Consider the following 11,609-nt stretch of genomic DNA (forward strand, 5'->3'; position numbering starts at 1 on the left):
CTCGCTCCCACATTTGAAATGCATTTGAATGTGGGAGCGAGCTTGCTCGCGAAGGCCGCACCTCGGTCTAAAGTGAATTCCACAACGAATCAAAATCCTCCTCACCTCCGCCATTCTGCGCAGGATCCAGCGAGCGGTAGGCGAACTGGTTGAAGCTGTGCGTACTCGCCACCCGCCGATCCAGCCCGGCGCGGTGCTCTTCGCCCTGGGTGTTGATCAACACCTTGTTGCCTTCCTGAAACGGCAGGCGCGGCGCAAGCACGGTTGCCGGCAAATCGATTGCGCTGATTTCCGGCAGCAGTAAACCGCGCAGATAATGGCTGTGATCGTCCTTCGAACGCACCAGTTGCAGACCGCACGGCTGCGCGTGTGGCGCGACCAGTTCAATGCCCATCTGTGTGCCGCTGCCGCGCACTTGGCGGATCCAGCGAATCACCGCAATGCTCCAGCCTTTGCCCTCGCTGTCCTGAATGCCGAGCATTTCCCCGGCCTGCAACTCCGGCGGTACTTCGCTGGGCCAGGCCAGGCAATAACCGCCAGGACTATGGTTGATCACCGGCAAGGCGTAAGTCGGATAATTCGGCGCGGTGCCGGGGCCGTCGTCCTCGGTCAACTGGTCGTACTGGATTTCCTCGTACGGCAACAGCTCATCGTTACTTTGCGGGGCAGCGTCGAACGCCTGACTCCAGCTGTCCTTTTCGCCGCTGGCCACGACGCTGCTGAAATTTGCCGCGCGGGCACCGGGATGTTTGAGCAATTCGCTGAAGGTGCGCTCGCCGCCGAGGTAAAAGTGCAGGGCGCTCATGCCGACGCACACGGTTAATGAGCCTTGGCCGGCGATGCGTTGAAAGCTGCGTTCCGCCGCTTGGCCCCAAGTAGCGTGCAGATGTTGCAGGGTGTCGACGCTGAGGCCGGCGGAAACGGGCAGTGGGGTCGAGGTGGACTGGTGCAGCAGGTGCGTTTCGAGCTGTTTGACCAGCGGTTGCGGATCGAAGCCCAGCAGCCCGTTCTGTTGTTCGCTGCGAAACATCTTGCGGTATCGGGGGCCGACATCGAGTTCCGGACTGACCGCAAACAAACCGTCGTCGGCGCTGCCGGGATGCAGCTTGAGCAGGGCGCTCCACGGCTCGATCACCTCGGCCAGCCGGGCAATCTGGCTTTGACGCAATTGGTTGCAACGGGCACTGCCCAATAGCAGTGCGGCGATGTAGGTCTGTTCGACGCTCAGTTCGCTGGTCAAAAACGCCAGATCATCGCGTAGCCGCCGTTGTTGCAGCTGCAATTGCGCCGCGCTGCGGTACAGATGATGCAATTCCAACCACACGTGTTCCGGCGGTGGACTGTACAGCTGCGTGGCGCGCACCAGTTGCGCCTTGAGGGCATGCGCCGCGCGTTGCAATGCGGTGCTGACCAACGTCGCGCGGTCCTTGCTGTATTTGGGCAGGATGCGCAGAACGATCTGTTTATAGCCGATGGCCAATTGGCCTTGCAGCGCCTGGCACAGGTTGCTGACTTTGCGCGAGCGCTCATCGAGCATGATCGCCTGATGCAGAAAGTGCCGCTCCAGATGCTGGCAGACGAAATACACCTCGGGCCGCAGCAGTTCCAAGAGTTGCAGGCGATTGTCGCTGGGGGTAAGCAACAGGTTCAGTTCGCCGAGGCCTTGATACAGCAGGCGGGCGGTTTCGCCGATGTTGGCTTTGGGCAGGCTGGCGATCCAGCGCTTGAGATCACGCGGGCTGGCGTCGCAGAACGACAGGCGCGTTTGCGTGGGAGTCGGAGCGCGCAGCTTGGGAGATAAGTTGGTCTGGCTCATGAGCAAAACCATAGCAGCAAATGCCGCGGTTTGCGGAAGCAGCCTCGGCTGCTTCCGCAAATTGGGTCACGCTTTTGGCAGTGCCAGGCCTTGGCCCATCTGCACTGGCGAGCCGGCGACCAGCTCTTCAGCCCACTTCACCTGATCCGGGCCAAACAGCACGATTGCCGTCGAACCGAGCTTGAAGCGCCCCAGTTCCGCGCCTTTTTCCAGATGAATCGGTGCGCGTGCGGCTTCGTCGTAGCGGAAGGTTTTCAGCTCGCGCTTCGGTGGGGTGACCAGACCGGCCCACACGGTTTCAATCGAAGCGACAATCATCGCGCCAACCAGCACCACGGCCATCGGCCCGCGTTCGGTGTCGAAAATGCACGCCACGCGCTCGTTGCGGGCGAACAGCTCCGGGACGTTTTCGGCAGTAGTCTGGTTCACCGAGAAAATGCGGCCCGGGATGTAGACCATTTCGCGCAGGGTGCCGGCCAGCGGCATGTGCACGCGGTGGTAGTCCTTCGGCGACAGGTAAATGGTGGCGAAGTCGCCGCCCATGAATGGCGCTGCGTTGGCCGCATCACCGCCGAGCAATTCGAGCACGCTGAAACTGTGGCCCTTGGCCTGGAACACGCGACCGTGCTCGATCGGGCCGAGCTGACTCACCGCACCGTCGGCCGGGCTGAGGATCGCGCCCGGAGTTTCGTCCAGTGGACGCGCGCCGTCTTTCAACGCACGCGTGAAGAAGGCGTTGAAGTGCTCGTAAGCGGTCAGGTCTTCGACCAGTGCTTGCGACATGTCCACTTGATAACGCTTGGCGAACCATTGGGTGAAGGCATTCTTGAACCAGCGCACACGGCATTCGGCGATGCAGCCGGCCAGGCGCGACAGCAGGTGATGCGGCAGCAGGTACTGGCTGAGGATAAACAGACGCTCTTTCATTAGTTGTCCTTAAAAACCTTAAATCTCGACTGGCGTGTCAGGGTGGTTGCCCCATTCGCCCCAGGAACCGGCGTAGCCCTTGACCCGCGGATAACCGAGGGCTTTGGCCACCAGATAAGTGAAGCCCGACCGGTGATGGGTCTGGCAGTGGGTAATGATTTCTTTGTCCTTGGTGATCCCGAGGTCTTCGAGGATCTGCGGCATGTCGCTGCGGATACGCAGCTGACGCGTCTGGTCCATGCCGGCGGTCCATTCGAAATTGACCGCGCCGGGGATGTGTCCACCCTTGGCAGCGAGGACTTTCTCGCCGGAATACTCCAGCGGCCCACGCGCATCCCAGATCGCCAGATCGGCGGCGCCGAGACGGCTTTGCAGGTATTCGCGGGTGGCGGTCGGTTCATCGTGCAGGGTCAGCGAGACCGGGCCACCGACGGCGGCCGGCACCTGAATCGACATCGGCATACCGTCCGCCAGCCAGGCCGGCAGACCACCGTCTATATAGTGGTACTTGTCGTGGCCAATGACATCGAGCAGCCAGATGAAACGCCCGGCCCAGCCGCCGCCCTCATCGTCATACACGACGTAGACCGCGTCTTTGCGATGACCGAGCTCACCAAACAACGCTTCCAGATCGGCCTTCGCCGGCATCAGCCCGGGCGCCGGTGGCTGGCCGAGCTGGGTGCGTTTCGGGTCGATAAAACGTGCACCGGGCAAGTGACCTTCGGCATACCGGGCAGGGCTGGTCAGGTCCACCAGGATCAGTTCCGGGGACTCCAGACGCGGCAGCAGGTCGCTCGGCTCGATGACAAGCGGCAAGCCAGAGAAGTCAGACATGTGAGGTCTCCAGAGCACAAAGGGGAGGATTGTAGCGCAGGCTCATTGGCCGCGGCTGCTAAAGCTGTGCAGGGCTTTTTCGATGCACTGCGCGGTTTTGCCGAAGGCTTGTACGGTGATGTCGGCGAACGGCCCGCCGCCCTGATCGGCAACTACGATCATGATCACCCGGCCGTTGTTGACCAGCGAACGCAGGAACAGATGCTCACCTCGAAACAGCGTGCGCAGGCTCGCTGGCAATAAGGCAGAGAATTGCCCGTTGTTCTCCGGCGTGATCCGCACCTGCGCCTGCTGAGCGAGCAGGCGTTGCAGGACTTTGCTCTGGCTGACGACAAAACTCAGCGCCGCCGCATCCTTCGGCAAACCGGCGGTCTGGTGCACGCGCAGGGTCGAGTGCGTGCGGTCGGCCATCAGAATCATGACCCGGCGCATGCCGCTGGCCACCAGTGCCTCGCGGGCGGCGACGGTCAGGCTCATGGCATTGGTGAAGCGGCTGGGTTCGGCGAGCAGTTCGGCGCATTGCCGACGCCACTGGCCCAGATCATCCGCATTCGGCGCTGCTGCCGGGAGCATGCCGGCCGGCAAGCGGCGAGTGCCCCACGGCCAGATCAGCGAAACCGCCGGGTGCCACAGATCGGGCATTGCATGCTGACGCGCGCTGTTCGCCGCTTGCTGGTGCAGCTGTTGCTGCACTTCGTCCATGGAAATCTGCAGATACAGGCTGGTCAGGTACTGCCAGCGCTTGCTGTGCGGACTGTCCCAGGCCTGTTGCGCCGACAGCGCCAGGCCGTTGGCCAGCAGCACGGTATTGGCGGGTTGATTGAGCCAGCGGCGTAGCGTCGGGTCTTCGTCGAGGCGATTCTGCTGGCGCAGCGGGTGCTCGCTGTCGCGGGCGATGCGCAGCACTTTGACCAGTTCGCGTTGTTCGCTGAGCAGCAATTTGTAGCCTTGCTCGACCCAGATCGGCAGATGCCAGGCCTGGACCAGTGCCTCGGCAATCTTCAACAGGCGCACGCCGAACAATTGCTTTTCGACCACACGTGCCGACTCGCCCTTGTGGATCACCCGCAGTTCCCATTCTTCGAGCAACTGCGGATAGGTCAGCGCCAACGGCCACAGCGGCGACAAAAACAGCAGACTGCCCCAGTGGATGTCCTGCCACAGCCGCGCCAGGCGACTGGCAAAAAAGCCGTTGGCCTGCTGTGTTGCGTGTTGGCTGATCAACTGCAATTGGCGCAAAGCCTTGGGGATCTGCCGGTGCGGTTCGGAGGGCAGGCGCGCGAGCAATTCTTCGGTGCGGGCAAGGCCCAGGCGATTGATTGCCACCTCAAGATTTTCCGCCGGCGCGGCCATGGTGCCGTGGGTGTGACGATTCGCCTCACGGATGACGCTCAAGGCCAGCGCCGGGCTGTCCTGCATCAGATCGGCGATGTCGCGCAGCGAGCTGCGGTTGTCGCGGATCGCCCGGCAGACTTTGTCGTGAGCCTCTTGTGGTACGGGCAGGCGGACGCTGTCGAGCAGCTTGACCCAAGCCTGGAGGGTGCTCGGTTTTACCGATGGAATGTTCGTTTCATTAGCCATGTCTGGACGAGATCTTCACTGACTGTAGACGCGCCCGGCATGGGCTAAATTGGCTTTTCGCCTGAACTGGCTATAGTCTGGCGCAGTTTTGCCGATAAGTAGAAGAAGAGATTTTTTAACTTCCGAATATGACCTTGAACCCGACTTAAACAAGTACCTTCTACCTATGGCTAAAATTATCGGCATCATCGTCGTATTCGCGAGCGTGCTCGGCGGATACGTGCTCTCCCACGGCAAGATTGCCGCCCTGATCCAGCCCTTCGAGGTGATGATCATCGGCGGTGCGGCCCTCGGCGCATTCCTCCAGGCCAACCCCGGTTACATGACGATGCACGTGCTCAAGAAATCCCTGAGCATGTTCGGTTCGCGCTTCACTCACACTTTCTATCTGGAAGTGCTCGGGCTGATCTACGAGATCCTCAACAAGAGCCGCCGCGAAGGCATGATGGCCATCGAAGGCGACATCGAAGATGCCGCCGCGAGCCCGATCTTCGCCAAGTACCCGGCGGTGCTCAAGGATGAACGCATGACCGCGTTCGTCTGCGATTACCTGCGCATCATGTCTTCCGGCAACATGGCTCCGCACGAACTCGAAGGCCTGTTCGACATGGAGCTGTACAGCCTCAAGGAAGACCTCGAGCACCCATCCCACGCAGTCAACGGCATCGCCGACGGCATGCCCGGTTTCGGTATCGTTGCGGCGGTACTCGGTATCGTGGTGACCATGGCTTCGTTGGGCGAGGGCGACCAGGCGTCGATCGGTCTGCACGTGGGTGCGGCACTGGTCGGTACCTTCTTCGGTATTCTCGCGGCGTACGGTTTCTTCGGTCCGCTGGCGCATTCCCTGGCCCACGATGCCAAGGAAGAGCTCAACGTCTACGAAGCCATCAAGGCCTCGCTGGTGGCTTCGGCGTCCGGCATGCCGCCGTCGCTGGCGGTCGAGTTCGGGCGCAAGGTTCTGTACCCGGCGCACCGTCCAAGCTTCGCCGAGCTGGAACAAGCGGTTCGCGGTCGCTAAGTCATGGAAAATAATCAGCCGATCATCGTCAAGCGCGTCAAGCGCATTGCTGCCGGGCACCACGGCGGGGCGTGGAAAATCGCCTTCGCCGACTTTGCCACGGCGATGATGGCGTTCTTCCTGGTGCTGTGGCTGCTGTCCACTGCTACGCCGGAACAGAAGATCGCCATCGCCGGTTATTTCAAGGACCCGGTCGGCTTCTCCGAAAGCGGCACGCCGTACATCATCGACCTCGGCGGTACACCGACCCTGGCGCCGGAAAACACCCTAAACCCGGAAGTGAAGTCGCAGCCGCAACCGGACAAGGTCACGGTCGACACCGATCAGGTTGAAGGCATGGCCGAGCAGGTCGAGAAGGAGCGTCTCGAACTGCTCCTGCAAGAACTGCAGAACAAGGTCGACGAGAACCCGCAACTGCAGAAATTCAAGGATCAGATCCTCTTCGAAATCACCCCGAACGGCTTGCGCATCCAGATCATGGACGCCGAGAATCGGCCGATGTTCGACTCCGGATCCGCACGCCTGAAACCGTACTTCGAAGACATCCTGCTGGCCATGGCCGACACCATCAAAGCGGTGCCGAACAAGATCAGTATCAGCGGCCACACCGACGCCAAGCCGTACATTGGCACTGGCGATTACGGCAACTGGGAACTCTCGGCCAACCGTGCCAACGCCGCGCGTCGTGCATTGGTGGCGGGCAGCTATCCGGATGCACAGGTGGCGCGGGTGGTCGGTTATGCCTCGTCGGCGTTGTTCGATCGGGAAAATCCGTTCAACCCGGTCAACCGCCGCATCGATATTGTCGTGCTGACCAAGAAAGCCCAGGCTGCCATCGAAGGTGCGCAAGGGCCTGATGCAGCGAAACCGGCGGATCAGGGTCAGAACGGTGCTGCTCCGGCAGCCCCGGTTGATCCGAATGCGCTGCCGGCGGACAAACAGCCAGTGCCGGCTCACGAGTTGCGCGAGCGGTTGAATCTGTTTGACGATGCGGCGCCGAAACCGGCCGAGCCGGGGAGTGCAGCGCCTGCGCCGAAGCAGTAAGTGAAAAAAAGCCGACAGTGATGTCGGCTTTTTTGTGGCTATCGCTTCATGCCCCCGACCATTTTCTTCGCGTTACTAAAATAATCGGGGACAGGCCGGTACAGTCTCAGAATCCCCGACGAATCCGGTTCTTCAACTGTTCATGAAACATCTCCGCATCGCGCTTGTAAGCCCCTTTCACCGATTCGCTGATCGAATCCAGTGCCATCGACCGCTTGTTCGACACCTCATCACGATACGCGTCGATGAAGAAATCCAGATCGCTGGCCGTGCTCAGCTTCGGCCACTTGTCCAGATAGATCGGCAATTGCGCCGGCCCGGTCTTGAACGTACAGATCCGCCGGTTGCTGATCGTCGCCTCGCCAATCTCGAACGGCACCCACCAGGACTGCGCAGTCTTCTCCGATACCACCGCCAGCAGATGCGTGCACTCGGTGATGTTGCGGGTAATGACCCCGGTGATGTCGTCGGTGGTCTGCGATTCCGGATCCAGCACGTCGAGGTAAGTCCTGATCTTCGCCTGGGTCAGGCGGGTGTTGATGGCGATCGCATGGGCGCGATCCATGTGGCGATAGCTGATAAAGACTGGCATCAGAAATGTCCTTTAAGGGCGAGTTCGCGGTAATAGGCGCCGAGTGCCGTCAGGCGGCAGCCGGTCGAGTGAATGGCGGCGTAGTACATGTGCTCGGCGTCGACCGGTTCGATCAGGCTGTGGCGGTTGCACTTCTGCAACTGGGCGAAGACCTCGCCGTGCTCAGGCACGAACGCCTTTTCGGTGGGTTCGTAGCTGGGGTCGAGCGGCAAGACCGATTCGGCTTCGGCAAACCAGTCGGGCAATTTGCGCAGGATCTCCTTGGGAATCAGCGGCGAGACTTCGCGCAGGGAAATGAACTGCGACACATTGGTCTTGAACACCGGACGCTGTTCCCAGGCACCGAGGGCGTTGTCGACGAAGGAATACAGACTGCCGGGGGTGATTTTGCCGAGGATATTCGCCGCGCCGCCGTGCAGCGCTTGCAGGAGCAGGCCGGTGAACACGCCGTGCTGCGCGCCCTCCATTGCCGGCTCGGCTTTTTTGCAGGCGGTGAGGATGGTCATACCCTCGCTGACCATGCTGCTCTCGCTGCGCAGGGCGCGCACTTCTCCGGCTGAACCGCTTTCGCAGCAGTCGAGGATGATCATTTTGTTTTTGATCCGCGTGGCTTTGTCCGCCCAGTTGATAATGTCGCTGATGCGGATGCCGTTCTGGGCGTTGCGGTAGTCCTGCGGGATCAACATGCCTTCGTTTGTGTCGGCATCGAAACCGCCATGACCGGCGAAATACAGCAGGGCGACGTTGCAGTCACCGGAAAACAACTCGCGGATCTGGTCTTCGAGTTTTTCCCGGCTCAGGTAATCCTCGGCAGACGTCAGTACGACATTTTTGAAGTTGGGGTCGCCGTTGGCGTTGCTTTTCAATACCGAAGCCATAGCCATGGCGTCGTTGCAACAGCCGCTCAGCCCGCCGATATGCGTGTAATCGTTGATACCGATGAACAATCCTTTGCGCATGGTCACACCGCCTTGTGCAGGCGGATCGCGCCGGGGGTTCTGTGGGTATTGCTCGGGCGGGCGCAGCGAGACAAATGGCTGATGAACACAAGATGTTTTTTCATGGCTTTCCTCGATGGTCGCTGTGAGCGAAGGAGGAAAGAAATGTAGGCCGCTGGCTCAGGCCTACAAGGTCTGCGCGGCAAAACAGAAAGGTCCTGCAAGCAGTCGCGCAAGTGCCTACAGAAGAAGCTGACGTTTAAGAGGAGAGGGGTGAGTCAGATGCAGTCCGACAGCCGGCAACCCATGGCACAGGGCTGCCGGCGTGGCTGTTTAATAGCCGTTTTCAGGCAGGCTGGCGATGATCGAGCGATAGCTGTTCATCCGTTGCTGCTGGATGCGGCCATCTTCCAGCGCCTTGAGCAGTGCACAACCCGGTTCGCGATCGTGCTTGCAGTCGCGGAAGCGGCAAGTGCCAAGCAGGTCGTCGAACTCGATGAAACCGGCTTCGACGTCGGCGCGGCTGACATGCCCCAGACCGAATTCGCGGATGCCCGGGGAGTCGATCAGTTCACCGCCACCGGGGAAGTGGAACAGCCGCGCAGTGGTGGTGGTGTGCGTGCCCTGACCGGACAGCTCGGACAATGGTCCGACGCGGGTTTCGACTTCCGGCAGCAGGCTGTTGACCAGCGACGACTTGCCGACGCCGGACTGGCCGACGAACACGCTGATGCGTCCGTCGAGCTGCTTTTGCAGCTGCTCCATGCCATCGCCGTGGTGCGCCGAGACTTCCAGCACCGGGTAACCCAGCGTGCGGTACACCGCCAGCAACGCGTTCAGCGCCGGGGCGTTCTGGTCGTCGATCAGGTCGAATTTGTTCAGCAGCAGAAGCGGGCGGATGCCGGCATGTTCGGCGGCGACCAGATAGCGGTCGATCAGGTTGGCGTGAGGCTCGGGCAGCGGCGCGAACACGATGACGATCATGTCGACGTTGGCAGCAACCGGTTTGAGCTGGCCACGGCTGTCGGGGCGGCACAGTTCGGTGCTGCGCGGCAGTTGCGCGACGATCACGCCGATGCCTTGGTTGCCGGCGCGCCAGACGACTTTGTCGCCGGTGACCAGCGCCGGCAGGTTGGCGCGCAAGTGGCAGCGGAACACTTGGCCGGCGAGTTCGCCGTCAACAGCTTCGACTTCGACCTGCACGCCGAAGTGGGCGATCACCAGGCCGTGCTGCTCAGGGCCAAGGTCGCCGCCCTCGAGGGCCTCGACCGCCGAGGACTCGCGTTTGGCGGCGCGTGCGGCGCGCTCGCCCTGAATCTTTTCGATGCGCCAGTTTTGACGACGATTGAGTTGGCGTTTGGCCATGGGTGTTCCGTCTGAAGAATGCAGCGATTAGGTAAAACGGCCGCGAGTTTAGCACGCCCGGCCACCGGCCTAGGCTAAACTGGGCAGCATTGCCTAGGAGCCCGAATATGCAAAACCCGCAGAACCTGATCTGGATCGACCTGGAAATGACCGGTCTGGACCCGGACAACGATGTCATCATCGAAATGGCCACCATCGTCACCGACAGTGAGCTGAATACATTGGCCGAAGGCCCGGTGATCGCCATCCATCACAGCGACGAAGTGCTCGCGCGCATGGACGAATGGAACACCCGCACCCACGGTAATTCCGGCCTGACCCAGCGTGTACGTGAAAGCCGCATCAGCATGGCTGAGGCAGAAGCTGAGACCATCGCCTTCCTGGAAAAGTGGGTGCCGAAGGGCAAATCGCCGATCTGCGGCAACAGCATCTGCCAGGACCGTCGCTTCCTTTATACCCACATGAAGGCGCTGGAAAGCTACTTCCACTACCGCAACCTCGACGTCTCGACGCTCAAGGAACTGGCCGCACGCTGGGCTCCGGACGTGCGCGACAGCTTCAAGAAGGGCAGCACGCATCTGGCGCTGGACGACATTCGCGAATCGATCGCCGAGTTGCAGCATTACCGCAAGCACTTCATCAAGTTCTGAGGGAGCGGCTTTCCGCCTTCGCGAGCCTGCTCGCGAAAGGCGCGCCCTCTTCTGGTGCGGCGCTGAAATGGCTAGACTGCGCGCCTTCCTGCCTGGACTGCCATCATGTTGCTGATGCTCTATCTGATCGCCATTACCGCCGAAGCCATGACTGGCGCGCTGTCCGCCGGACGACGAGGCATGGACTGGTTCGGCGTGGTGCTGATCGCCTGCATCACCGCGCTCGGTGGCGGTTCGGTGCGCGACGTGCTGCTCGGGCACTACCCGCTGACCTGGGTCAAACATCCGGAATATCTGGTGCTGACCTCGGTGGCAGCGATGTTCACCGTATTCGCTGCGCGCTGGATGCGCCACCTGCGCTCGCTGTTTCTGGTGCTCGATGCAGTTGGACTGGTGGCATTTACCTTGATCGGTTGCATGACCGCGCTGGAAATGGGTCACGGCATGTTGGTGGCTTCCGTCAGCGGAGTCATCACCGGCGTCTTTGGCGGTATTCTTCGCGATATCTTCTGCAACGATATTCCCTTGATCTTTCGCCGCGAACTTTACGCCAGCGTCTCATTTGCTGCGGCGTGGTGCTACATGCTGTGTCTTTATCTCAATGTGCCAGGTGAACAAGCCATTCTGATCACTTTGTTTGGCGGATTCCTGTTGCGTCTGCTGGCCATTCGTTTCCATTGGGAAATGCCGAAGTTCGTTTATAACGACGAACACTGATAGATCGTGCGTCCTTGTCATTGAAGTTGATTAATGGCAAATATGTTGTTTGTGACTGGCGCGCGCATATTTCTTACACTTTTCACTTTGATCTTCGCTTGATGGGTATGTAGTTTTTCCGCTGACA

The 11,609-nt window shown here is 60.7% G+C and carries 11 protein-coding genes; 4 read left to right on the top strand and 7 right to left on the bottom strand.

From position 1 onward, the window contains the following. Nucleotides 1-67 precede the first annotated feature (67 nt). The 4 genes from QMX86_RS00515 to QMX86_RS00530 all read right to left on the bottom strand — a co-directional run bounded on the left by QMX86_RS00515 (nt 68) and on the right by QMX86_RS00530 (nt 5,158). On the bottom strand, nt 68-1,816 hold the full coding sequence (locus tag QMX86_RS00515; protein WP_110644892.1) for a molecular chaperone: 1,749 nt from the start codon (nt 1,814-1,816) through the stop codon (nt 68-70). A gap of 66 nt (nt 1,817-1,882) precedes the next feature. Further along, a complete protein-coding gene (gene asd, locus QMX86_RS00520) occupies nt 1,883-2,743 on the bottom strand; it encodes an archaetidylserine decarboxylase (protein WP_024011354.1) in 861 nt (286 codons plus the stop codon). A gap of 18 nt (nt 2,744-2,761) precedes the next feature. Continuing rightward, on the bottom strand, nt 2,762-3,577 hold the full coding sequence (gene rhdA, locus QMX86_RS00525) for a thiosulfate sulfurtransferase (RefSeq protein ID WP_110644893.1): 816 nt from the start codon (nt 3,575-3,577) through the stop codon (nt 2,762-2,764). A 42-nt stretch (nt 3,578-3,619) separates the two neighbouring features. Next, the gene (locus QMX86_RS00530; protein WP_110644894.1) at nt 3,620-5,158 is read right to left on the bottom strand and encodes an HDOD domain-containing protein; all 1,539 of its coding nucleotides are present in this window, start codon (nt 5,156-5,158) and stop codon (nt 3,620-3,622) included. A 166-nt stretch (nt 5,159-5,324) separates the two neighbouring features. Here QMX86_RS00530 and motA point away from each other — a divergent pair, with 166 nt between their 5' ends. Together motA and motB are read left to right on the top strand one after the other, a co-directional pair. Next, entirely contained in the window at nt 5,325-6,176 is an 852-nt protein-coding gene (gene motA / locus QMX86_RS00535) for a flagellar motor stator protein MotA (protein WP_024011357.1), read from the top strand. A gap of 3 nt (nt 6,177-6,179) precedes the next feature. Further along, on the top strand, nt 6,180-7,220 hold the full coding sequence (motB, locus tag QMX86_RS00540; protein ID WP_110644895.1) for a flagellar motor protein MotB: 1,041 nt from the start codon (nt 6,180-6,182) through the stop codon (nt 7,218-7,220). A 106-nt stretch (nt 7,221-7,326) separates the two neighbouring features. On the opposite strand, the gene QMX86_RS00545 is transcribed toward motB, so the two are convergent. The 3 genes from QMX86_RS00545 to rsgA all read right to left on the bottom strand — a co-directional run bounded on the left by QMX86_RS00545 (nt 7,327) and on the right by rsgA (nt 10,115). Next, nucleotides 7,327-7,812, bottom strand: a complete 486-nt coding sequence (locus QMX86_RS00545) for a toll/interleukin-1 receptor domain-containing protein (protein WP_016771960.1) — start codon at nt 7,810-7,812, stop codon at nt 7,327-7,329. Next, entirely contained in the window at nt 7,812-8,771 is a 960-nt protein-coding gene (locus QMX86_RS00550; protein ID WP_110644896.1) for a caspase family protein, read from the bottom strand. Before QMX86_RS00550 ends, QMX86_RS00545 begins: the two co-directional genes overlap by 1 nt. A gap of 312 nt (nt 8,772-9,083) precedes the next feature. Continuing rightward, on the bottom strand, nt 9,084-10,115 hold the full coding sequence (gene rsgA / locus QMX86_RS00555; protein ID WP_110644897.1) for a small ribosomal subunit biogenesis GTPase RsgA: 1,032 nt from the start codon (nt 10,113-10,115) through the stop codon (nt 9,084-9,086). A 107-nt stretch (nt 10,116-10,222) separates the two neighbouring features. Here rsgA and orn point away from each other — a divergent pair, with 107 nt between their 5' ends. Further along, nucleotides 10,223-10,765 carry an oligoribonuclease gene (gene orn / locus QMX86_RS00560; protein WP_110644898.1) on the top strand — a complete coding sequence of 181 codons (543 nt, stop codon included), beginning with the start codon at nt 10,223-10,225 and terminating at the stop codon, nt 10,763-10,765. Nucleotides 10,766-10,867: 102 nt separating this feature from the next. Continuing rightward, on the top strand, nt 10,868-11,482 hold the full coding sequence (locus QMX86_RS00565) for a trimeric intracellular cation channel family protein (protein ID WP_174823854.1): 615 nt from the start codon (nt 10,868-10,870) through the stop codon (nt 11,480-11,482). Nucleotides 11,483-11,609: the final 127 nt, after the last annotated feature.

The sequence above is a fragment of the Pseudomonas sp. PS01270 genome (genome assembly GCF_029959775.1).
GTDB lineage: Bacteria > Pseudomonadota > Gammaproteobacteria > Pseudomonadales > Pseudomonadaceae > Aquipseudomonas > Aquipseudomonas atacamensis.

What these genes read in the sequence shown, in the direction of transcription:
- QMX86_RS00515 (WP_110644892.1), bottom strand. Translation starts at nt 1,816, where the DNA reads ATGAGCCAGACCAACTTATCTCCCAAGCTGCGCGCTCCGACTCCCACG.
- asd (WP_024011354.1), bottom strand. Translation starts at nt 2,743, where the DNA reads ATGAAAGAGCGTCTGTTTATCCTCAGCCAGTACCTGCTGCCGCATCAC.
- rhdA (WP_110644893.1), bottom strand. Translation starts at nt 3,577, where the DNA reads ATGTCTGACTTCTCTGGCTTGCCGCTTGTCATCGAGCCGAGCGACCTG.
- QMX86_RS00530 (WP_110644894.1), bottom strand. Translation starts at nt 5,158, where the DNA reads ATGGCTAATGAAACGAACATTCCATCGGTAAAACCGAGCACCCTCCAG.
- motA (WP_024011357.1), top strand. Translation starts at nt 5,325, where the DNA reads ATGGCTAAAATTATCGGCATCATCGTCGTATTCGCGAGCGTGCTCGGC.
- motB (WP_110644895.1), top strand. Translation starts at nt 6,180, where the DNA reads ATGGAAAATAATCAGCCGATCATCGTCAAGCGCGTCAAGCGCATTGCT.
- QMX86_RS00545 (WP_016771960.1), bottom strand. Translation starts at nt 7,812, where the DNA reads ATGCCAGTCTTTATCAGCTATCGCCACATGGATCGCGCCCATGCGATC.
- QMX86_RS00550 (WP_110644896.1), bottom strand. Translation starts at nt 8,771, where the DNA reads ATGCGCAAAGGATTGTTCATCGGTATCAACGATTACACGCATATCGGC.
- rsgA (WP_110644897.1), bottom strand. Translation starts at nt 10,115, where the DNA reads ATGGCCAAACGCCAACTCAATCGTCGTCAAAACTGGCGCATCGAAAAG.
- orn (WP_110644898.1), top strand. Translation starts at nt 10,223, where the DNA reads ATGCAAAACCCGCAGAACCTGATCTGGATCGACCTGGAAATGACCGGT.